General features: G+C 44.3%; 18 protein-coding genes, 2 tRNA genes and 3 rRNA genes. 7 read left to right on the top strand and 16 right to left on the bottom strand.

Annotated features, from left to right (window positions below; genetic code table 11):
* Positions 1–13: 13 nt before the first annotated feature.
* Positions 14–2,236 (bottom strand): NADP-dependent isocitrate dehydrogenase, encoded by a 2,223-nt coding sequence (locus CW740_RS05275; protein ID WP_106646546.1) that lies wholly within the window; start codon positions 2,234–2,236, stop codon positions 14–16.
* A gap of 242 nt (positions 2,237–2,478) precedes the next feature.
* Between CW740_RS05275 and CW740_RS05270 the strand changes: the two genes are divergently transcribed.
* From CW740_RS05270 to hflD, 4 genes are read left to right on the top strand one after another with little or no spacing between them, the layout of a single operon-like run.
* On the top strand, positions 2,479–3,084 hold the full coding sequence (locus CW740_RS05270; RefSeq protein WP_106646545.1) for a pseudouridine synthase: 606 nt from the start codon (positions 2,479–2,481) through the stop codon (positions 3,082–3,084).
* Positions 3,085–3,129: 45 nt separating this feature from the next.
* Positions 3,130–3,633: an NUDIX hydrolase gene (locus CW740_RS05265; protein WP_106646544.1), complete on the top strand. Its 504-nt coding sequence runs from the start codon at positions 3,130–3,132 to the stop codon at positions 3,631–3,633.
* Between the two features lie 7 nt (positions 3,634–3,640).
* On the top strand, positions 3,641–4,744 hold the full coding sequence (gene mnmA, locus CW740_RS05260) for a tRNA 2-thiouridine(34) synthase MnmA (protein WP_106646543.1): 1,104 nt from the start codon (positions 3,641–3,643) through the stop codon (positions 4,742–4,744).
* A 1-nt stretch (position 4,745) separates the two neighbouring features.
* On the top strand, positions 4,746–5,360 hold the full coding sequence (gene hflD / locus CW740_RS05255) for a high frequency lysogenization protein HflD (protein WP_106646542.1): 615 nt from the start codon (positions 4,746–4,748) through the stop codon (positions 5,358–5,360).
* 33 nt (positions 5,361–5,393) lie between these two features.
* Here the strand turns inward: hflD and CW740_RS05250 are convergent, their stop codons facing one another.
* The 10 genes from CW740_RS05250 to pssA all read right to left on the bottom strand — a co-directional run bounded on the left by CW740_RS05250 (position 5,394) and on the right by pssA (position 15,472).
* On the bottom strand, positions 5,394–6,263 hold the full coding sequence (locus CW740_RS05250; RefSeq protein WP_106646541.1) for a PDZ domain-containing protein: 870 nt from the start codon (positions 6,261–6,263) through the stop codon (positions 5,394–5,396).
* Positions 6,264–6,273: 10 nt separating this feature from the next.
* The gene (locus CW740_RS05245) at positions 6,274–6,792 is read right to left on the bottom strand and encodes a hypothetical protein (protein ID WP_106646540.1); all 519 of its coding nucleotides are present in this window, start codon (positions 6,790–6,792) and stop codon (positions 6,274–6,276) included.
* The gene (locus CW740_RS05240) at positions 6,785–7,351 is read right to left on the bottom strand and encodes an RNA polymerase sigma factor (RefSeq protein WP_106646539.1); all 567 of its coding nucleotides are present in this window, start codon (positions 7,349–7,351) and stop codon (positions 6,785–6,787) included. Before CW740_RS05240 ends, CW740_RS05245 begins: the two co-directional genes overlap by 8 nt.
* A gap of 144 nt (positions 7,352–7,495) precedes the next feature.
* Positions 7,496–8,140 carry a hypothetical protein gene (locus CW740_RS05235; RefSeq protein WP_157826396.1) on the bottom strand — a complete coding sequence of 215 codons (645 nt, stop codon included), beginning with the start codon at positions 8,138–8,140 and terminating at the stop codon, positions 7,496–7,498.
* 665 nt (positions 8,141–8,805) lie between these two features.
* Positions 8,806–8,921, bottom strand: a 5S ribosomal RNA gene (gene rrf, locus CW740_RS05230).
* Between the two features lie 131 nt (positions 8,922–9,052).
* A 23S ribosomal RNA gene (locus CW740_RS05225) occupies positions 9,053–11,942 on the bottom strand.
* Positions 11,943–12,156: 214 nt separating this feature from the next.
* Positions 12,157–12,232 (bottom strand) — tRNA-Ala (locus CW740_RS05220).
* Positions 12,233–12,268: 36 nt separating this feature from the next.
* Positions 12,269–12,345 (bottom strand) — tRNA-Ile (locus tag CW740_RS05215).
* Between the two features lie 110 nt (positions 12,346–12,455).
* Positions 12,456–13,994: ribosomal RNA gene (locus CW740_RS05210) — 16S ribosomal RNA — on the bottom strand.
* The 16S, 23S and 5S rRNA genes sit together here with 2 tRNA genes alongside, the layout of an rRNA operon.
* Positions 13,995–14,668: 674 nt before the next feature.
* Positions 14,669–15,472 carry a CDP-diacylglycerol--serine O-phosphatidyltransferase gene (gene pssA, locus CW740_RS05205; RefSeq protein WP_106646537.1) on the bottom strand — a complete coding sequence of 268 codons (804 nt, stop codon included), beginning with the start codon at positions 15,470–15,472 and terminating at the stop codon, positions 14,669–14,671.
* Positions 15,473–15,655: 183 nt separating this feature from the next.
* On the opposite strand from pssA, the gene CW740_RS05200 reads away from it, so the two are divergent.
* Together CW740_RS05200 and CW740_RS05195 are read left to right on the top strand one after the other, a co-directional pair.
* Positions 15,656–15,937: a DUF3579 domain-containing protein gene (locus CW740_RS05200; protein WP_018625775.1), complete on the top strand. Its 282-nt coding sequence runs from the start codon at positions 15,656–15,658 to the stop codon at positions 15,935–15,937.
* Positions 15,938–15,994: 57 nt separating this feature from the next.
* Complete coding sequence (locus tag CW740_RS05195; RefSeq protein WP_106646536.1) at positions 15,995–16,471, top strand: DUF4124 domain-containing protein; 477 nt, start codon at positions 15,995–15,997, stop codon at positions 16,469–16,471.
* Positions 16,472–16,531: 60 nt separating this feature from the next.
* Here CW740_RS05195 and CW740_RS05190 read toward each other — a convergent pair whose 3' ends face one another.
* From CW740_RS05190 to CW740_RS05180, 3 genes are read right to left on the bottom strand one after another with little or no spacing between them, the layout of a single operon-like run.
* Complete coding sequence (locus tag CW740_RS05190; RefSeq protein ID WP_106646535.1) at positions 16,532–17,101, bottom strand: hypothetical protein; 570 nt, start codon at positions 17,099–17,101, stop codon at positions 16,532–16,534.
* Positions 17,102–17,117: 16 nt separating this feature from the next.
* On the bottom strand, positions 17,118–17,864 hold the full coding sequence (locus tag CW740_RS05185) for a hypothetical protein (RefSeq protein WP_106646534.1): 747 nt from the start codon (positions 17,862–17,864) through the stop codon (positions 17,118–17,120).
* A gap of 16 nt (positions 17,865–17,880) precedes the next feature.
* Positions 17,881–18,372, bottom strand: a complete 492-nt coding sequence (locus CW740_RS05180; RefSeq protein WP_106646533.1) for a hypothetical protein — start codon at positions 18,370–18,372, stop codon at positions 17,881–17,883.
* Between the two features lie 109 nt (positions 18,373–18,481).
* On the opposite strand from CW740_RS05180, the gene CW740_RS05175 reads away from it, so the two are divergent.
* Positions 18,482–19,681, top strand: coding sequence for an NnrS family protein (locus CW740_RS05175; protein WP_106646532.1), 1,200 nt, complete (start codon positions 18,482–18,484; stop codon positions 19,679–19,681).
* Between the two features lie 73 nt (positions 19,682–19,754).
* On the opposite strand, the gene clpB is transcribed toward CW740_RS05175, so the two are convergent.
* Together clpB and CW740_RS05165 are read right to left on the bottom strand one after the other, a co-directional pair.
* A complete protein-coding gene (clpB, locus tag CW740_RS05170) occupies positions 19,755–22,343 on the bottom strand; it encodes an ATP-dependent chaperone ClpB (protein WP_106646531.1) in 2,589 nt (862 codons plus the stop codon).
* 240 nt (positions 22,344–22,583) lie between these two features.
* Positions 22,584–23,300 carry a lysophospholipid acyltransferase family protein gene (locus CW740_RS05165; RefSeq protein ID WP_106646530.1) on the bottom strand — a complete coding sequence of 239 codons (717 nt, stop codon included), beginning with the start codon at positions 23,298–23,300 and terminating at the stop codon, positions 22,584–22,586.

Below are 23,300 nucleotides of genomic sequence, written 5' to 3'. Positions count from 1 at the left end.
GCGAAATAATCAATTAGATTAATTCCAAAGCACTGTTTAAGGTAGCGCTTGGACGCATCGCCTTAAAGCCAAGATTATCATCAGGCTTGTAGTAGCCGCCGATATCCATTGGTTGGCCTTGAACTTCATTGAGCTCAGTAACGATCTTATCTTCGTTGCTGGTCAATGCTTCAGATACTTTTGCAAAAAGCTCTTTCAACTCGGCATCATCAGTTTGGCTGGCAAGCTCCTGTGCCCAGTACATTGCCAGATAAAAATGACTGCCACGGTTATCAAGCTCTTTCACTTTACGCGAAGGCGATTTACCATTATCTAGGAATTTACCAGTAGCGCGATCCAGTGTATCCGCAAGTACCTGAGCTTTCTTGTTATTGGTTGTCTGAGCCATGTGCTCAAAAGAAACAGCCAAGGCCAGGAACTCGCCCAATGAATCCCAACGCAAGTGATTTTCTTCCATAAACTGCTGTACGTGCTTTGGCGCAGAACCACCAGCACCAGTTTCAAATAAACCACCGCCATTCATTAGCGGAACAATCGACAACATTTTGGCACTGGTACCCAACTCAAGAATTGGGAATAAGTCAGTCAGGTAATCACGCAATACGTTACCTGTAACCGAAATCGTATCTTTACCATCCTTCATGCGCTGAAGCGTAAACTTAGTTGCTTCAACAGGAGACATGATATGAATTTCAAGACCACTGGTGTCATGATCTTTAAGATAAGTTTCAACTTTCTTGATCAGTTGAGCGTCATGAGCACGGTTTTTATCCAACCAGAATACTGCTGGCATGCCACTTAAACGCGAACGGTTAACGGCTAACTTCACCCAATCACGGATCGGGGCATCCTTAACTTGGCACATACGCCAGATATCACCCTCTTCAACCGCATGCTCAAATAGAACATTGCCATCTTTATCAGTAACACGCACATGACCATTACCTGTCATTTCGAAAGTCTTATCATGTGAACCATATTCTTCAGCTTTTTGCGCCATCAGACCAACGTTAGGTACAGTACCCATAGTACGTGGATCGAATGCTCCATGCTCTTTACAGAAGTCAATGGTTGCGCTGTAAACACCTGAATAACTACTATCAGGGATGACTGCCTTTGTATCTTTTGGTTGACCATCCGGTCCCCACATTTGACCAGAGTTGCGAATCATAGCTGGCATGGATGCATCAATGATGACATCACTTGGAACGTGTAAGTTGGTGATACCTTTGTCAGAGTTAACCATGGCTAACTCAGGATTCTTAGCATAAACCGCCTCGATATCAGCCATAATTTCGTCGCGCTTTTCAGCTGGCAAAGTTTCAATGGCGGATAATACATTACCAAAACCATTATTTGGATTAGCGCCAACCTGTGCTAATGCATCGGCGTGCTTTTCAAACACATCTTTGAAGAAAACCTTAACGCCATGACCGAAGATGATAGGATCAGAGACTTTCATCATGGTCGCTTTCATGTGCAATGAGAAAAGCACATCCTGCTGCTTGGCTTCTTCGACCTGCTCAGCTAAAAACTTAACCAGAGCATTTTTGTTCATCACTGTTGCGTCAACAACTTCACCAGCTAATAGCGGTGTTGATTCTTTAAGAACTTCTACTGAACCATCATTACCGAAAAACTCAATTTTCACGTCATTGTCAGAGTCTACGGTTACAGATTTCTCATTTGAGAAAAAGTCACCTGACTGCATGCTAGCAACATGCGACTTAGAGTCTTTGCTCCACTCGCCCATTGAATGAGGATTCTTTTTTGCATAATTTTTAACCGCATTTGGCGCTCGACGATCCGAGTTACCTTCACGCAAAACAGGGTTTACTGCACTACCCTTGATTTTGTCATAACGATTACGAATCTCTTTTTCTTCGTCAGTTGATGGGCTATCAGGATACTCTGGTAGTGCATAGCCCTTTTCTTGCAATTCTTTAATAGTCGCTTTCAGCTGAGGGATTGAAGCACTGATATTAGGAAGCTTGATGATGTTAGCTTCAGGCTTCTTAACAAGCTCGCCCAATTCAGCTAAAGCATCAGGAATGCGTTGTTCTTCTTTAAGATATTCAGGGAAACTGGCTATGACTCGACCGGCCAAGGAAATATCGCTGGTTTCAACTTCGATACCAGCAGCTTTAGCAAAAGCCTCAACAATCGGTAGCAAAGAGTAAGTTGCTAGAGCTGGGGCCTCATCAGTTTTAGTGTAAATAATCTTTGAACTTGTCATGATGCATCCTAATTAGTGTGCGGCTAAAAGTAGCAAGCACGTGATGAATTGAAGTCCCGGGCGCCTTCAATCAAGCACCCTGACGATTGGTGGCGCAAATTATACGCGAAAATTTCATTGCCTGCATGTAGTGTGAGCAAACTTAACATTCAGTTACTGATATTGGTCAATAGAATGGTTACAATCGAATGGCAGCACGGATATTTATCCAACCAACTGGGCAAAATTTAAACAAATCGTATATGAGTAAACTGGTTCTTTTCAACAAGCCATTCAACACTCTCTGTCAATTTACGGGTGAACCTGGGGACAGCACTTTGGCTGACTACATAGATATACCTGATGTCTACCCAGCAGGAAGGCTTGATAAAGATTCAGAAGGATTACTCCTATTAACTGATGATGGTCAACTACAGAACCAGATTGCCAGCCCCAAACATAAAATGGAAAAAACCTATTGGGTGCAAGTTGAAGGCGCCCCTGATGATGATGCGCTTGAGCCTCTAAGACGTGGCGTTAACATTCAAAACTATAAAACCAAACCGGCAAAAGTCAGACTTATATCCTCTCCTGACGTTTGGCCAAGAGATCCTCCAATTAGAGAACGTAAAAATATTCCAACAAGCTGGCTGGAAATTATTATTAGCGAAGGTAAAAACCGACAGGTCCGCCGAATGACTGCGGCAATAGGTTTCCCAACCCTAAGACTTATCAGAGCCCAGATAGGCCCATGGAGACTGGATGATCTCACCGTTGGCCAATATTCGATTATCGACGTCGAAAGTCCAAAACAGGCCGTAAGAACAAAGCATCGACCATCAAAAAGGTTTAGCGAGCGACGTAAATAAGCTAAAATAGCCGCTCATTTCAATCCTGTATCTTAATAGGCTTGCATGCTACCTGTACATGTCACAGTTGCTGCTGTAATCGAGCATAACAACCGCTTTCTGATGGTTGAAGAACGAACCTCCCGAGGAGAGATCGTCTTTAATCAACCTGCTGGCCATCTGGAATCAGAAGAAAGTCTGATCGAGGCAGTTATCAGAGAAGTTAAAGAAGAAACCGGTCTACTGTTCACCCCGACAGAACTAGTTGGAACCTATACACTTAATCCAGCTTCTAACAGTCAGTATTACCAGCGCTTCTGTTTTACTGGCACATTTGAACAGCCCTTCACATTGGCACCTGAAGATGACGATATTATCGCTGCACACTGGATGACGATTGACGAAATATTAGCAAAAGTTCCTCAGCATAGGACCGGGCTTATCGTGCAATGCCTCAAGGATTACATTAAAGGCCAGAGATTCGCACTTGATTCAATCCTATGCAGTCAGGATGAGCTTTCTCTACAAAGAGACGGTATTAACTTTTTAAAGCAGATTGTAAATAAGTAAGTATAGAATGACTGAAAAAGCACCAGAAAACACACACGTAATCGTTGGCATGTCCGGCGGCGTAGATTCCTCTGTATCAGCTTACCTGTTAAAACAACAGGGTTATCAGGTTGAAGGTCTGTTTATGAAAAACTGGGAGGAAGACGATACCGATGAATACTGCTCCGCAGCTGAAGATCTGGCCGATGCACAAGCTGTATGCGACAAACTGGGAATAAAATTAAGAACCGTCAACTTTGCTGCAGAATATTGGGATAGAGTGTTCGAATACTTTCTTGAAGAATACAAAGCTGGGCGAACACCAAATCCAGACATTATGTGTAACAAGGAAATAAAGTTTAAAGCCTTCCTGGATTATGCTCAGTTACTTGGTGCTGATTATATAGCAACTGGGCACTATGTTCGTCGCGGTGAAGCCAATGGCAAAGCAACCTTACTAAGGGGCTTAGACAGTAACAAGGATCAATCATACTTTTTGTATGCGGTAAGCCACGGCAAAATCGAAAAAACATTGTTCCCAGTTGGCGAGATCGAAAAGCCCGAAGTCAGAAAAATTGCAGAAGAACAAGGGTTAGTGACCGCAAAGAAAAAAGATAGCACTGGCATCTGCTTTATTGGTGAGCGTAAGTTTACGGATTTTCTGCAACAGTACCTTCCCGCACAACCGGGTGATATAGAAACTCCTGAAGGTGAAGTGGTAGGTCGACATAATGGACTGATGTATCACACTCTAGGACAACGCAAAGGACTTGGCATCGGTGGAAGACAGGATGCTTCAGAAGAGCCATGGTTCACTCTGGATAAAGATCTTGAAAGAAACGTTCTAATCGTTGGCCAAGGGCATGAGCATCCTTTATTGATGAGCCATAGTCTAGTTGCTAACAAATTGGACTGGGTTGCTGGAGAAGCGCCATCAGACAAGTTTAGATGTACAGCCAAAACACGTTATCGCCAAGATGACGTAGCCTGTACCGTGAAACGCTTGAATGAGTCAGAGTGGCTGGTAGAATTTGACGACAAACAAAGAGCTGTTACTCCTGGACAATCAGTCGTTTTTTACCAAGATGAAGTTTGCCTTGGTGGCGGAATAATTAAAGAAATCAAACGATAATATGAATCAATCAAACTATCCCAATATTGTTCTAGCTCTGGCAGGCATTTGCCAGGCACTAGAATGTGTACGAACAATCGCAAGAACTGGTGAAGCTGATCCAACAGACGTTGAAATCATGCTTGAAAGCGTATTGAAAACAGATGCAGATAAAGCCGAAGATATTTATAAAAATCATAAATATCTACACACTGGATTTAAAGTCCTCATAGAGCAATTATCCGGTAGTAGAGCTGATGCAGACTTCGGCAGGTACCTGGTGGGCGTACTCAATTTAGCAAAGCGATTCCTATCAGATTCTAAGATGAAGGAAGTGATGGCTTCCAGAGTCAAGCAAGCAAACAGACTTCATGAATATCATGAAGGTATTAATCACGACCTGATTGAGCAGTTGGCGAATATTTATAAAGACACCATTTCAACTTATTCAGCAAAAATCCAGGTCACAGGAAATGGGCGATATCTTGAGCAGGCTGCCAATCAGGCAAAAATTCGTGCTTTACTATTAGCTGCAATACGCAGTGCTGTACTTTGGGATCAGGTTGGCGGTAAAAAGCGACAATTTTTATTCAGTAAAAACAAAATCCTTGAAACCGCAAAAGCCTACTTAACTTAAGTAGGCTTTTCTTATATCTAGATTCGAGTGTCTCTAAGGCCGGCACTTAGACTCAGATACTTTCCAAACCACAGGCTCCCAGTAAGCTTCATCGACTAAATTTAGTCTTTTTTCAGGCTCAAACTGGGCAGCTATGTGATAGGTTTTATCAGGTTCAATCATCACCTCAAGAGTTTTTGCTTTCTCTATACCAGCCTTACGACGAGGCAACATATGCTCAGGAATGTATTCATGTACTTTTAGAGTATGTTGGCCAGCAGGAAGCTTAATCGTTTCACGTAAATGAAACCCAGTTTCTCCATCCACTTCAAATACCTTTGCAGGGTATTGATATTGAGTTCCAGGCGGAGTGAAGAATACAGAAACATAGCCACAGCCTGTCATCTGAACACTTGCAGAATTAACTTTTGTAGATGATACCTCAAGAGTCCAGGCAGGAATAATTTTACTCTTAGCCGTAGTATGAAGTGATATTGATTGGTCATTACCGGTTCGGATTACTTCAGCCAAGATTTTATTTCCTGCTTTTAATTGTATTCCTTCAGAAAAATCAGTAATTCTTTCTTCATCGATTTGTAATACTGATATCTTATCACCGACTTTTAGGCCTAAGGCTTCCGCATTCGAGTGAGGACTCACAGAAAGCACTACCTTAGATACAGGATCGAGTACAGCACCTAAGTTGATAAAAGAAAAGCTTGGCTGAGATAATGAGACTGTAAATCCCTCGGCCTCTTCAAGTTGTTCAAGACGACGAATTTCTGCGAGAGTTTGATTAATTTCCCGTTTTAAATTTTCTGCCAGTATCTGAGCTTCCGCGCTTTTAAGTTCAGAAACATTATTGGCGAATGCCTGTATTGGGAGACACAAACAGAAAATTAACACTGTATATTTAATTAACATGATTTGGCTCCTATATATGAGTGACATGGTAGTTATCTGCATTAGTCATAAGGGCTGTTAGTTTAGACAATGTTCTATTTCTCTGATGCCACAGTTGTAATTTCTGTTGCAGATTATCCTGCTCAAGGTAAGCTTCTGCCAAACGATTATTAATTGAGTCTAATTCAGCCTCAAGCTGGAACTTTTGAACGTATACAAACTTATTAAAATCTTTGTTCTTTAGTTTTTCAAAGTCAGCATCCAGCTTATTGGATTGCTCAATAGCTGTAAGCAGAAGTTTATTAGCATTAGACACCTCACCTGCCCCCAAAAACTTCCACGAAATAAAAACAACCAACAGACTTGCAGCAATGGCAGAGAACCATGGCAGGGTAGACGACTTTTCTGGTTGGCGCTTTCTTGCGTGATAATCTTCAAATGCTTGTTGTAGTGAGCTTTGAACCTGCTCATCATTGTCATGCGGAACCGTGCGTTCTTGTGAGCTTCGCCACTTGCTTAAAAACTTTTGTTCAATTGTTTTCTTAGTCATATGAACCTACCTTATTACCACTATAGCGCTCCAACTCTGCTAATTGTGATAACTTTTTTAATGCTCGACTGTATATTTGCTTTGAATTACTTTCGCTGATACTTAACATACTTGCAATTTCCTGATGAGTATATTCCTCAACAGAGAAAAGAATTAACACGCTTCTCTCTCTAGCGTTTAAAGTACTCAAAAGAACGTCTAGATCATAATCATCAAATGAAATATGTTGAGGAGCTAAAAAGTCATCGGCAAAATAATCGTCATTAATACCAAGAGATTCACGGCTGTTAGCTCGGATATAATCAATGACACAATTGTAGGTTATTCTCTTAATCCAAGAGCCAAGCTTTGTGTGATCATTGATATCATCTAACCTCGTCATAACTTTTAAAAACACCTGCTGTAATATATCTGAAGAAGCATCTACATCTTGTAACATTCGATAGGCTAAACTATAAACCGGTTGCTTATAGGTATTATAAATTTGAGCAAAGGCAAACTTGTCTCCTGCCAGAGCCTTTCTAATTACTTTTTTTGGACATAGTGCTACAAATGACACAAATGTAATCCTTCATTAAGTTACCATTTAGACGGGTAAGCTTAGATATAAGTGACAATAAATTACCTTAGCATGAAGAAAATTACATCACATTACTTAGAGTTTTTTTGGTAGATATGAAAAAGGCCACTATGTGGCCTTTGTTTAACTTATACACTGTGTATAGAAGGTCCCGTTCGGCTCTTTCCACCAACTGCTTGACTGGCCGCTACTAAGCGCTTCTTCAACAATAACTCGGTTATTTTTATCAAGTAACCTGCATTTTCGAGTAAAGTTGGCATTGTTTTGAATGCTTACTTTCCAGGTACCACTAGAAAGCTTGCTATAGACAGAGTAGCGAGTTTCACTATAACGATTTTGTAGCTTCGCTGCCCGCTCCCATGCTCGACAAGTTGCTTTTAAATAACCATTATTCATTTGAGCTATAAACTTTTCATCGACAGTTTGTCTAGGGCCAGCAAATACACTATTTACAGGTCTACCATCTAAAGTATGGGAGCACTTTATGGTGAATTCACTGTTATTTTTCAGTGTACCCAGCCATTGATTACAATAGCCTCCAAACTCATAAGTATATCCTTCGCCATATATGGTTTGGTAATCAGCTTCGTACTGACAAGTTCGTTGGCCACCCATACCGGCGTTAAATTCGTCTAATGATCGTAAAAATAAATCCCCACAACCTGAAAGTAATAAAGATAATACAATTAAACTTATATATTTATACATGACCAATGCACCCCCGCTTCTAATATCTAGAATCATAATGTGAAATACATCACGTTTCAATAATTGCTTAGAAGCTTATCTTTTGGCAACTGGTATTAGATAGTAAAGATCTGGGCTAGCAAGGGTAAAAATTATTGGAAATTAAAATTAATTATATGCAGGCAATAAAAAACCCCGACCTTTCGGACGGGGTTTTTGTATAAGCGCTCTCGTGCCCTTTAGGGTATGGCGAGGGTCTGCCCCAAAGGATATGACACCTAAAGGTAGGGTCTAGCCCCCTGGCTATTCCCTCCCGCCTTGTAAAGCAAGGATGTCGGTCGCCTACGACCACCAAGGATGGTGGGAGTACAAGAAAAGCAAGGAGCAGTTTCTGGTCAGGGAGCAAGCTTTCCATGAGACGTTATCTGTAATGCTGTAGTTCTCATCAGCTACCATGTCCTAAACAAATAAAAATTGGTCCTCAAAACCATTGATGCAAAGAAAAAGGGCCCACCTTGCGGTGAGCCCTTTTCTTTGTATAAGCGCTCTCGTGCCCTTTAGGGTATGGCGATGACCTACTCTACTCGTATCATCCGTGATACTCGCCTCTTCGAGGCCGCCCTTCGGGCGTTCAAATTTGCTCCAGGCAAATTTGTCACAGGGGAGTCCTAGGTATGTAAAATAATTATCTCAACCCTATAACAAAAAAGCCCCAGCATTTCTGCTAGGGCTTTTTCATTATAAGCGCTTGGCGATGACCTACTCTCACATGGGGAAGCCCCACACTACCATCGGCGATGAGTCGTTTCACTTCTGAGTTCGGGATGGGATCAGGTGGTTCCAACTCTCTATTGTCGCCAAGCATAAAACGTTGAGTATTTATGCTTGCTACAAGTCTTTCAATTTGGCAGAAGAAGTTAAAATCTGTATGCAGTATTCACCAGTGTTGTGTTTTTCAGTTATTTGCTACATAACAAACCACTTGGGTGTTATATAGTCAAGCCTCTCGAGCAATTAGTATCAGTTAGCTTAACGTCTCACAACGCTTCCACACCTGACCTATCAACGTCGTAGTCTACAACGGCTCTTCAGGAGACTTAAAGTCTCAGGGAGATCTCATCTTGAGGGGGGCTTCCCGCTTAGATGCTTTCAGCGGTTATCCTGTCCGAACATAGCTACCCGGCAATGCCACTGGCGTGACAACCGGAACACCAGAGGTTCGTCCACTCCGGTCCTCTCGTACTAGGAGCAGCTCCTCTCAAATCTCCAACGCCCACGGCAGATAGGGACCGAACTGTCTCACGACGTTCTGAACCCAGCTCGCGTACCTCTTTAAATGGCGAACAGCCATACCCTTGGGACCGGCTACAGCCCCAGGATGAGATGAGCCGACATCGAGGTGCCAAACACTACCGTCGATATGAACTCTTGGGTAGTATCAGCCTGTTATCCCCGGAGTACCTTTTATCCGTTGAGCGATGGCCCTTCCATTCAGAACCACCGGATCACTATGACCTACTTTCGTACCTGCTCGACGTGTCAGTCTCGCAGTTAAGCTGGCTTGTGCCATTACACTAACCTCATGATTTCCGACCATGATTAGCCAACCTTCGTGCTCCTCCGTTACTCTTTGGGAGGAGACCGCCCCAGTCAAACTACCCACCACACACTGTCCTCGATCCGGATAACGGACCTGAGTTAGAACTCAAAACATACCAGGCTGGTATTTCAAGGTCGACTCCACACACACTGGCGTGCATGCTTCAAAGTCTCCCAGCTATCCTACACAAGCAGGTTCTAAGTCCAGTGTGAAGCTGTAGTAAAGGTTCACGGGGTCTTTCCGTCTAGCCGCGGGAACACTGCATCTTCACAGCGAGTTCAATTTCACTGAGTCTCGGGTGGAGACAGTGTGGCCGTCGTTACGCCATTCGTGCAGGTCGGAACTTACCCGACAAGGAATTTCGCTACCTTAGGACCGTTATAGTTACGGCCGCCGTTTACCGGGGCTTCGATCAAGAGCTTCTCCGAAGATAACCCCATCAATTAACCTTCCGGCACCGGGCAGGCGTCACACCCTATACGTCCACTTTCGTGTTTGCAGAGTGCTGTGTTTTTGATAAACAGTCGCAGCCACCTGGTATCTTCGACCAGTCTCAGCTCAAGGAGCAAGTCCTATCACCAAAACCGGCGCACCTTCTCCCGAAGTTACGGTGCCATTTTGCCTAGTTCCTTCACCCGAGTTCTCTCAAGCGCCTTAGTATTCTCTACCTGACCACCAGTGTTGGTTTGGGGTACGGTCGGTGTATATCTGAAGTTTAGAAGATTTTCCTGGAAGCCTGGCATCAACCACTTCAGTCCCGTAGGACCTCGTCGTCAGCTCTCGGCCTTAAGAACCCGGATTTGCCTAAGTTCTCAGCCTACCACCTTAAACGCGGACAACCGTCGCCGCGCTGGCCTAGCCTTCTCCGTCTCTCCATCACAATATACACCGGTACAGGAATATTAACCTGTTTCCCATCGACTACGCATCTCTGCCTCGCCTTAGGGGCCGACTCACCCTGCTCCGATTAACGTCGAACAGGAACCCTTGGTCTTCCGGCGTGCGGGTTTTTCACCCGCATTAACGTTACTCATGTCAGCATTCGCACTTCTGATACCTCCAGCAACCTTCTCAAGTCACCTTCAACGGCTTACAGAACGCTCCTCTACCAATATACTAAAAGTATATTCCGCAGCTTCGGTGTATCGCTTAGCCCCGTTACATCTTCCGCGCAGGCCGACTCGACTAGTGAGCTATTACGCTTTCTTTAAAGGGTGGCTGCTTCTAAGCCAACCTCCTAGCTGTCTAAGCCTTCCCACATCGTTTCCCACTTAGCGATAACTTTGGGACCTTAGCTGGCGGTCTGGGTTGTTTCCCTTTCCACGACGGACGTTAGCACCCGCCGTGTGTCTCCCACGCTGTACTCCTAGGTATTCGGAGTTTGCATCGGGTTGGTAAGTCGGGATGACCCCCTAGCCGAAACAGTGCTCTACCCCCTAGGGTAATACGTGAGGCTCTACCTAAATAGATTTCGAGGAGAACCAGCTATCTCCCGGTTTGATTAGCCTTTCACTCCGATCCACAGTTCATCCCCTCATTTTGCAACATAAGTGGGTTCGGTCCTCCAGTTGGTGTTACCCAACCTTCAACCTGACCATGGATAGATCACCGGGTTTCGGGTCTACCTCCAGCAACTAAGCGCCCTATTAAGACTCGGTTTCCCTACGGCTCCCCTATTCGGTTAACCTTGCTACTGAAGAGTAAGTCGCTGACCCATTATACAAAAGGTACGCAGTCACACGACTAAATCGTGCTTCCACTGCTTGTAAGCATGCGGTTTCAGGGTCTATTTCACTCCCCTCACTGGGGTTCTTTTCGCCTTTCCCTCACGGTACTGGTTCACTATCGGTCGACAGAGAGTATTTAGCCTTGGAGGATGGTCCCCCCATCTTCAGTCAAGATAACACGTGTCCCGACCTACTCGTTTTCACTTCCAATTCGCTTTCGTGTACGGGGCTATCACCCTGTATCGCCAGACTTTCCAGACTGTTCCACTAACTCACTAGAAACTTAAGGGCTAATCCGCGTTCGCTCGCCGCTACTAACGGAATCTCGGTTGATTTCTGTTCCTACGGGTACTTAGATGTTTCAGTTCCCCGCGTTCGCCTCTTACACCTATGAATTCAGTGCAAGATAACCAGCTTATACTGGCTGGGTTTCCCCATTCGGAAATCCTCGGATATAACGTTTGTTGTCAACTCCCCGAGGCTTATCGCAGACTACCACGTCCTTCATCGCCTTCTGTCGCCTAGGCATCCACCGCATGCTCTTAGTCACTTGACTATATAACCCCAAATAGTTTGAAGTCATACAGCACAAACAACTGTTTTTATCGTTATGCGTCCGACTTATGACACATAACGCCAACATGATGAATACAAATTTGCTTACAAATTTTTACTCGCTTCTGCCAAATTGTTAAAGAACTCGTTCTGGTCATAAATACCCAGATGAATAAGTTTTCCTATTCATCTTGATACTTAAACTTGATCGTAAATGGTGGAGCTAAGCGGGATCGAACCGCTGACCTCCTGCGTGCAAGGCAGGCGCTCTCCCAGCTGAGCTATAGCCCCATTTGATATCGGTGATTTCGGCCTCTCAGCCTAATTTGGTAGGTCTGGGCAGACTTGAACTGCCGACCTCACCCTTATCAGGGGTGCGCTCTAACCAGCTGAGCTACAGACCTATTATCTATATCTGTTTTGTTACAGACGCTACTGGCCTGCACAACCGATCAAGTTCCAGTGAAATAAGACAATTTGTGTGAACACTTATGAGACGTGTAATCTTAGTCTGTAAGGAGGTGATCCAGCCGCAGGTTCCCCTACGGCTACCTTGTTACGACTTCACCCCAGTCATTGACCACACCGTGGTAACCGCCCAATGTTAAGCTAGCTACTTCTGGTGCAAACAACTCCCATGGTGTGACGGGCGGTGTGTACAAGGCCCGGGAACGTATTCACCGCAGCATTCTGATCTGCGATTACTAGCGATTCCGACTTCATGTACTCGAGTTGCAGAGTACAATCCGGACTACGAACAGCTTTAAGAGATTAGCTCCCCCTCGCGGGTTGGCAACCCTCTGTACTGCCCATTGTAGCACGTGTGTAGCCCAGGTCGTAAGGGCCATGATGACTTGACGTCGTCCCCACCTTCCTCCGGTTTGTCACCGGCAGTCTCCTTAGAGTTCTCAACTTAATGTTAGCAACTAAGGACAAGGGTTGCGCTCGTTACGGGACTTAACCCAACATCTCACGACACGAGCTGACGACAGCCATGCAGCACCTGTCTCAGAGTTCCCGAAGGCACCAATCCATCTCTGGAAAGTTCTCTGGATGTCAAGACCTGGTAAGGTTCTTCGCGTTGCATCGAATTAAACCACATGCTCCACCGCTTGTGCGGGCCCCCGTCAATTCATTTGAGTTTTAACCTTGCGGCCGTACTCCCCAGGCGGTCTATTTATCGCGTTTGCTGCGCCACTAAGTATCTTAATATACCCAACAGCTAATAGACATCGTTTACGGCGTGGACTACCAGGGTATCTAATCCTGTTCGCTACCCACGCTTTCGCACCTCAGCGTCAGTATCAGCCCAGGGGGTCGCCTTCGCCACTGATGTTCCTCCAGATCTCTACGCATTTCACCGCTACACCTGGAATTCCACCCCCCTCTTCTGTACTCTAGACGACCAGTCTCAAATGCAGTTCCCAGGTTGAGCCCGGGGCTTTCACATCTGACTTAATCATCCGCCTACGCGCGCTTTACGCCCAGTAATTCCGATTAACGCTTGCACCCTCCGTATTACCGCGGCTGCTGGCACGGAGTTAGCCGGTGCTTCTTCTATAGGTAACGTCAATCCAAGCAGGTATTAACTACTTGGCCTTCCTCCCTATTGAAAGTGCTTTACAACCCGAAGGCCTTCTTCACACACGCGGTATTGCTGGATCAGGCTTGCGCCCATTGTCCAATATTCCCCACTGCTGCCTCCCGTAGGAGTCTGGGCCGTGTCTCAGTCCCAGTGTGGCTGATCATCCTCTCAGACCAGCTACAGATCGTTGCCTTGGTAGGCCATTACCCCACCAACAAGCTAATCTGACGCAGGCTCATCGAATAGTGAGAGCTTTCAAGAAGAGGCCCTCTTTACACCGAAGTGCACATGCGGTATTAATCCGGATTTCTCCGGGCTATCCCCCGCTACTCGGTAGATTCCTACGTGTTACTCACCCGTCCGCCACTCGTCATCAAAAAAGCAAGCTTTTTCATGTTACCGTTCGACTTGCATGTGTTAAGCATACCGCCAGCGTTCAATCTGAGCCATGATCAAACTCTTCAGTTTAAAGTTTTTCGAAGACCGAAATCTTCTAAATATCTTGACTCGATGAATCACCAACTTGAATTACATTTTGTTCTATATAGAACGAATTGTCTTTCAGGGTGTTGGTCACTCAATCGATAAATGGATTACATCATCGACATAAGTGCCCACACAAATTGTCTTATCTTCTCTGTTAAAGAACGTCTTGGCGAAGAACCTGCTCCGCTCAAGTGGGCGCACATTATATATCGCCCCAACCTCCTGTCAACATCTTTTGATAATCTTTTTTAACTTTCTGTTAAACAAACAATTATCAACCATTTCGCTTCCTTGAAATGCCTCCGAGTTTCCTCAGAGCCGGCGCGCATTATAGAGCGCCATAACTTCCTGTCAACACCTTTTCAAAAACTTTTTTTAACGCTTCCGAAACCGCCCTTCCTGGACTTTCCTTCCAAGACTTCTGCCTCGAAAGTGGTGCGCATTATAAGCACCATTTCTCACTTCGCAAGCTCTTTTTGAAGGTTTTCAAAAGTTTTTTGCGAGCTGATCATTATAACGCCAAAAAGGATAAATTTTAAACAGGTTTTTGTGGTTTAGATAAGTAGAACTAATGATTTAAGCTGAATTTTATAAGGTTTTACATTTGAGTATTAGCAGAGGCACATGTTTATGCGCCTCTCCCTGCTCAAGAATAGTTATTTCGGGTTATTTTCCTCGGAATCTTCCTTGATTTCGGATTGGTCGGCTTCCTCTAACTTGCGCAACCGCCTTTCTTCTTTAATATCCTTTATACGCCATAAGGTCATAACAGGACCCGATAGAGCATATATGGCGAAACCGCTAAATAGTACCAATGGTGGTTCAGAGGCGACCAATACGAATATGAGCACGATTAACAACACACCAATAAAAGGAATCTTGCCTTTCCAGTCAACCTCTTTGAAGCTCGAATAGCGGAAGTTGCTAACCATTAGCAAACCAACCACCATGGTCATAATAGCTATATATATACCCCAAGGCTTTGAATCCCACTCATAGTCAGATCCTAACCACACTAAACCGGCAATAATCGCAGCGGCTGATGGACTCGCCAATCCCTGAAAATATCGCTTGTCTGCTGTAGCAACCTGAGTATTGAATCGGGCAAGTCTTAATGCAGCACCAACTACATAGACAAATGCAGCAAGCCAACCTATTTTACCCGTGTCATATAAAGCCCAGTTGTAGATAACAAGTGCGGGAGCAATACCGAAAGAGATCATATCGGCCATTGAGTCATATTCAGCGCCAAAGTCACTTTGAGTATTAGTCATGCGCGCAATGCGGCCATCTAGACCATCCATAATCATCGCGATGAAAATAGCGACTGCAGCACTGGCAAAAGCTCCTTGCATTGAAGCCACTACTGCATAAAAGCCAGCGAACAGCCCCGCTGTGGTCAATAAATTAGGAAGAAGATAAATACCGCGTTTATGTGCTACTTGCTTGTTGGCTTTCATTAAAATTGTTACCTAGTGAATCTAAATCGTTGATGTCGTTACATTAACACACACAAGAACAGCTGGAGAAGTGTTTTGTAGAGTGTTACTTTATAGCTTCAAACCCTTTGCATACATATGGGTATATTGACAGCGGCGACGATTCTGTCAATATACGCGCAACTTATCAAGTAAAAGCCAGATATGAGCGAAACGCAAACCAGCAAGCGCTTTATTATTAAAGGAAGAACAGAAACTGGGGAAACATTTAGACCTAGTGACTGGGCCGAGCGAATGTGCGGTAATCTATGCACCTTTCGTAACCGCAGAATGGTTTACTCTCCCCTTTTAAGGCCAGCAGTTATTGATGGCGTTAAGTGTGTGATAATTTCTAACCAGTTATCATTAGAACACCCCAATCTATTCAAACAGTTGCTAGATTTTGCCAAAACGAATAAATTAGTGCTTATTGAAGAAGATGCCTGAGTCATTGATTTCAAGACTCAGCCTTTGTAACCAACATCAAAATGAGAATGGAAAGTTATGGCTAAAATCAAATACATTATTTTGACCGCCATTTTAGGGTTAGGTTTATCTGCTATGGCAAGCGCAAATCAACCCATTTACAAATGGAAAGATGAAAAAGGAAATATCAAGTATACTCAAACTAAGCCGCCCCACGGTGTTAGCTATGAAACCATAAACCAAAGAGTAAGCGACTCAAAACCTGTTTCAGAGCGTGGTAACGAGCAGAGTGCAGAAGCTGCAAACACTATGGCCAGCTCACAAGATGATGTTATTGCCAAGCAAGAAGCCCAAAAGAAAAGCATTGAAGCACAGAATAAAGAAATTGCCCGCAAAAACTGTACAATCGCGAAAAATAATCTGGAAGTATTAGAAAGCAGAACTCGCGTTCAAATAGAAGAAAATGGCGAGCGCAGAATGCTGACTGATACAGAGCGTGAAGAGCGATTGAAGCAGGCTCGTGAAAACGTCACAAAATATTGTGATGAAAAATAATACATAGTTCGTTAGATACAAAAAAGCCCTCAACTTTGAGGGCTTTTTCTTTTCCTGTAGCTAGAAAGGATATGAAGAATACCAGAGAACCCAGGTATATTGAGTTGCTTCTGAACTTGTTCTTCTGCCGTCATCCCAGTAGCCAGTTCTTTTATATTTAACCAACTCATAAGAAACAGAAGTATTACCAGCCTGTGCATGACGAATCTTATCGTCTTCAAGGCGTATTAAGTATGAACGAGAAGCTGCTCCATAAGCTGAACCCACGGAGGAGTTTAGCATTAGAACACCATATAATGGTGTCTGGCGATCTCCGATGTAAATTCTCACTTTTTTCGCACCACAGCTCAGCGCATCTTGCGCCTGAGTTAATAGTGTATTATTTGAGAATCGACGGCAGTAGCCAGTCCAAATATTATTTTGGAATGGTGATGTAAAGCGCTCGCCACCTTTAAGTTCAAAGGAGCCATCTTCTGCAACAATACGAATACCCTCAGCAACTGTTCCCTGCTGGATTGGTACAATTCTCATGTCGGTTGTATCAGTATGGTAGGGTTCAGAACCCATAGCCAATAACAGAAACACCGATAGCACAATTGTGCTAATCAATGACTTTTGCCAAACTTTCATTACTTACTCCTCTGGATTAAAATTTTAAAATTAAAGCGTTATTAGCCCAGCTATAACTACCAAATTGTGACCCTTTATTGATAACTACCTGTTCTGAGCCAGTGAATCCCGATACAACTACTCCATTAATTGAAGCAACTTTTGAACATTTAAATTGACTCACTTGTGAGCCATGTAATCTAGAGTCAGCCTGATCGCCCAGCAACCTTGAGTCAGCCTGATCGCCCAACATCCGCTGGTCAGCTTGATCGCCATGCAATCTTGAATCAGCCTGATCACCGAGCATCCGCTGGTCTGCCTGATCGCCATGCAATCTAGAGTCAGCCTGATCACCGAGCATCCGCTGGTCTGCCTGGTCTCCATGCAACCTCGAGTCAGCCTGATCACCAAGCATCCGCTGATCTGCCTGGTCACCATGCAATCTTGAATCAGCCTGGTCGCCCAACATGCGCTGATCAGCCTGATCGCCATGCAACCTTGAATCGGCCTGATCGCCTAACATCCGCTGGTCAGCCTGATCGCCCAACAACCTTTGGTCGGCCTGATCTCCATGTAGCCTGGTTTGTTGGCAAATATCAGGAAGAAGGTAGTAGGCTTGATTTACTACAAGATATGTTTCATCAATTGCGGGTTTGTTATTGGAAAAAATAAGAGGAGTGGTCCCCTTCGGGGTACTGGAATAAGTGCGCTGAGTTTCAGCCATGAAACATCCGTTCAACAGCAAGCAGCTAAGCGCTAAGCCAGCAAGACTGACATTTTTCATATTTTTAATTTCCTTATTACTTACTGTCTTCTTTGTACTGCAAAGAACCACGCAACAATAAGTAGGTTAATAATGTAGAAACTGCCCCAGCCAATAACGAATAAAGCCAATCAAGATGATCATACGTCCCATTCGTCACCCCAAAAAACTGAAGCGTTTCGTAAAAAATAGCACAGGCCATTCCTAGTGGCAATAATTTTGAAAGTGAGAACTGGTTCGCCCATAAGCCTACTAAAACTGAGGCGCAGGCACTTGACCAGAGAATATCAGGTAAGTGGTGAGCTACCCACCCCTGCTGGTATAACAATGGAAGTCGCTGGGCTGCATCAGTCAGCAAAGACATTACCCCAGGCAAATGTTTTGCAAGCATGGCAAAGGCTACCAACTCATTACCTGACTGGAGGTAGATAAGTACACCGATGAAAAGTTGAAGGGCAATAAAAAGCAGCCAGAGACTATAACGGACGATCATATACATTCGATTTATGTTTTTTATCATTGTATCCATGATCTTGATTCTTGAAAGGATAATTTAAACAAATAAAGATGTATTTTTTTTACTTCTTTAATTTATAATAGAGATGAGAGTAACAATCCATCTACGAGAATTCTTCAATATGCAAATACTAGACTCGCAAAAAGAAAACGCAATCTGGCCATTATTTCGCTTGGGTTTCCGGGTTTTCTTCCTGGGAGGAGCCTTGGTAGCAACGGTATCCATGGTTTTATGGCTTCTACTGTTGTCCGGAGGTAATTATTTGCCGGGAATTCAAAACTCAATCTGGTGGCATGCCCATGAGATGCTGTTTGGGTTTACTCTGGCGATAATAGCAGGCTTTGTATTAACGGCGATGCAAAACTGGACGGGTATTCCAGGTGTTCGCGGCTGGCCACTGGCCATAGCATCCTGTTTGTGGTTTTTGCCAAGAGCCTTGCTGCCAATTCTGGGCGAAAAAAACTGGCTGGTGATGATTTTGGACATAGCATGGTTACCGCTCGTAGCAATATTTCTCGCTCGACCAGTCATTCAAGTCAGGCAGTGGCGAAACTTGTTTTTTGTACCATTAATGCTACTTTTCACAGTACTCAACGGACTAAGCTATTACGCTGCATACATTAATGACTGGCTACTATCAGAAAGAATTTTTATTACTACGGTCTTGGCTATAACAGCACTGATCACGGTCATGGGTGGCCGAGTAATCCCCTTCTTCACATCTAGAGCAACCAATACTGACAAACCTATGCCAATTCTGGCACTCGAATGGGTGTGCTTAGGCTCTATCTGGTTAGCGACTTTCACCTGGTTAGTATTACCAAGAACTGAAAGCATGAATATGATTGTTGCTTCTCTAATGATTCTAGCGGCAGTGGCCAACATTGTGCGGATTCTACGCTGGAAAACCATTCCGGCGCTTAAAGTCCCGCTATTATGGATTTTGCACCTTGGCTATTGGTTTATACCAATAGGCTTATTAGTTTTTGCAAGTGCTTTGCTGGAGCACACAACGACTTATTCTAATGCATCTCACCTGCTGACCGCAGGTGCGTTAGGCTCTGTCGTACTGGGTATGATTGCACGCGTTTCATTAGGACATTCTGGCCGACCACTTCAACCCAGTAAATGGATGACTGTCGCCTTTGCTATCGTATTATTGGCAGGGCTGATTCGTGGATTTACGGCCTTAATCTTTCCAACTTATCTTGCGGAAAGTTATCAGGTTAGCGGAAGTCTATGGATTCTGGCTTATGGCTTATTCGTCGTGTTTTACTGGCCAGTTTTAACCAAGCCGCGAATTGATGGTCGTCCGGGCTAGACTCATCACATAAAAAAGCTCCAGAGTTAAATGCTCTGGAGCTATGCTTTTACCTCAGTAATCAGGCTGTAAATTATTGCTTAATTGACAACAAATTTCCTTCAACATCAAGAGTCAAAGTTTTGCTGACATCAACCTTACCGGCCAATATGGCCTGTGCCAATGGGTCTTCAACTTTATGTTGAATGGCACGCTTTAAAGGTCTGGCCCCAAACACCGGGTCGAAACCGGACTCTGAAAGCAGATCAAGCAACGCATCTGTCACTTCTACCACAAAGCCCTGATCGCGCAGTCTTTGCAATAAACGCTCCATCTGAATTGCAGCAATCGACTTGATTTGCTCTTTGGCCAAAGGATGGAACACCACAATTTCATCGATACGGTTGATAAACTCTGGGCGGAAATGCTTGCCAATCACATCCATCAGCATGGTCTTCATTTCATCATAATCCTTATCTCCATCACCAGACTGTCCGCTATGCGCCTGAATCAAATCCGATCCCATATTCGATGTCATGACAATCACGGTATTTTTAAAGTCTACTGTTCTACCCTGACTATCGGTTAAGCGACCATCTTCGAGAACCTGTAGCAACACATTGAACACATCCGGATGCGCCTTCTCAACCTCATCAAAAAGAATCACTGAATATGGTTTACGACGTACCGCTTCGGTCAGATAGCCACCCTGCTCATAACCAACATAACCAGGAGGCGCTCCAATTAAACGGGCCACAGCATGTTTTTCCATAAACTCTGACATATCGATGCGAACCATATTATCTTCACTGTCAAACAGGAACTTGGCCAAAGTTTTGCATAACTCTGTTTTACCGACACCGGTTGGTCCAAGGAACAGGAAAGAGCCATTTGGGCGATTTGGATCAGACAAGCCTGCACGTGAGCGACGAATGGCATTGGATACTGCGGTCACAGCCTCATCCTGACCCACAACATTGTTGTGCAGTACCTCTTCCATGCGCAATAACTTCTCACGCTCACCTTCCAGCATTTTGGATACCGGTATCCCTGTCCATTTCGAAACCACTTCCGCAATTTCGACATCGGTAACTTTATTACGCAACAACTGCATTTCTACGGTATCCTGCTCGGAAACCTTGGCCAGCTTAGCTTCTAATTCAGGAATGGTGCCGTACTGCAATTCAGACATACGAGTTAAGTCACCCGCACGCTGAGCAGCTTCAAGTTCAACTCGTGCTTTGTCCAGGTCAGCCTTAATATTCTGAGCTCCATGTACCGAAGCTTTTTCGGATGACCAGATTTCATCTAACTCTGCGAACTCTTTTTCCATCTCGACAATTTGCTGCTCCAAATCCTGCAGACGTTTTTTTGAGCTTTCGTCTTCTTCTTTTTTCAGCGCCTCTCGCTGAATTTTCAACTGGATCAAACGACGCTCTAGCTTATCCATAGCCTCAGGTTTCGAATCAATTTCCATACGGATACGACTGGCTGCCTCATCGATCAAGTCAATGGCTTTATCGGGCAATTGACGATCGGTAATGTAGCGTTGAGACAAGGTGGTCGCAGCAACAATCGCAGGGTCAGTAATTTCAACACCATGATGCACCTCATAGCGCTCTTTCAAACCACGAAGAATGGCGATGGTGTCTTCGGTAGTTGGCTCATCAACCAACACTTTTTGGAAACGACGCTCCAGAGCTGCATCTTTTTCAATGTATTGACGGTATTCATCCAGAGTTGTAGCACCCACGCAGTGAAGCTCACCACGTGCGAGCGCAGGTTTTAGCATATTACCGGCATCCATTGCGCCTTCTGCTTTACCCGCACCAACCATAGTGTGTAGCTCGTCGATAAATAGAATGACACGCCCTTCTTCCTTGGCCAGATCATTGAGCACTGCCTTTAGACGTTCCTCAAATTCTCCGCGGAATTTTGCACCGGCAATCAAAGCGCCCATATCCAGCGATAACACTCTTTTATTTTTTAGGCCTTCAGGTACTTCACCATTAACAATTCGTTGGGCCAGGCCTTCCACAATGGCAGTTTTACCCACACCAGGAGCCCCAATGAGAACAGGGTTATTTTTGCTACGACGCTGCAACACCTGAATACAGCGACGGATTTCATCATCTCGCCCAATAACCGGATCCAGCTTGCCACTTTCTGCGCGGGCATTAAGATCGATGGTGTACTTTTCAAGTGCCTGACGATTGTCTTCGGCATTGGGATCATTCACAGCCTGACCGCCGCGAATCTGTGCAATGGCATCCTCCACCATTTTGGTAGTTACGCCCTGAGTTTTAAGCAACTTACCTAAAACACTTTTATCTTCAAGCGCTGCCAATAAGAATAACTCAGAAGAAATGTATTGATCCTGACGTTGCTGAGAGATCTTGTCGCAAACATTAAGAAGTTTTCCAAGATCTGGAGAAATATGGACTTCGCCACCTGTCCCACTAACCTGCGGTAGCTTGGCCAGTTCAGCATCAATGGCATTGATTAATTGACCGGCGGGAGCGCCAATCTGATTCAAAATAGCCGATACACTATTGCCTTGCTGCTGCAACATCGCCAGCATTAAATGTAACGGCTCGATATATTGGTGATCCTTACCTAGCGCCAGGGATTGAGCATCCGCCAACGCTGATTGAAATTTACTGGTAAATTTATCCATTCTCATGCAAAAACCTCTCTTGAGTCATTGTCACTGTTTGTGCGCAAACTCGATATAAAACACTATGTCTTACAAAATGTGGGTTTATTACTCCTTTTCAAGAGCTTACAGCTTATTTTGATTAAATTTCGTTCGAATGAGTTGATATTTGTCAGGGAAAAGGCAGAAAGGAGGTATTGAATAGGGTTGTGAAAACCTTTGGGAAAATGATTAAAAGCTCTGGAACTTATACATTACAGAGCTTCGTTAGTGCTTTTCAGTATCTTTTGAGAATGGATTTCGATGGCCCAATAAAACCTCGCCCAAGCGGTGAAGACTTTCATCATGATGGAAATAATGATGGGTGATGGTCGGAAACTGCACAATTTTGGACTCTGAACGTAAAAACAGCGGAGTGAATACACTGCCCTGCCCGCGCACGCCAATAATTCTACAAACAAATATGGAATGCCTGGTAAGTTCAGCCAGTTTTTTTATTCCAGGCTTTACACGAAATGGTTCTTCATCGTCTAGATGAATACGGCCATGGGGGAACAAAGCTACAATTTCACCTTGTTCAAGGGCCCGTCTAGCCTGGCGAAAAGCAATATCCGCGCGTCCGCTACGATTCACCGGAATACAGCCAGCACCTTTAAATAACCAGTTTAGGCCGAATCGATTGTACTCTTCCGTTGCTATCATGAATCGAATCGGACGATTACTGGCAGCAATCAAAAGTAACGGATCAAGGCCTGAAATATGATTTGAAATTAGGATGGCACCGCCTTCTGTAGGAAGCGAAAAGCGCTCATAATCAAGTCTATGAAAGCGAATACAGTAATAACGGCTTAGGCCATCGATGAAATTAAGAAAAGGCGAACCCCAATCAATATGATTATACTTTTTAGCGCCCTTGAGAAGTTTGACTATGAGTGCAGTTAGAATCAAAACTACAGCCAGCAGTACCCACCAAAAAATCGTCAT

The sequence above is a fragment of the Kangiella profundi genome, from assembly GCF_002838765.1.
In the GTDB taxonomy this organism is placed as follows: Bacteria; Pseudomonadota; Gammaproteobacteria; order Enterobacterales; family Kangiellaceae; genus Kangiella; species Kangiella profundi.
Note: the sequence above shows the minus strand (reverse complement) of the source record. Positions and strands in the feature narration are given on the sequence as shown.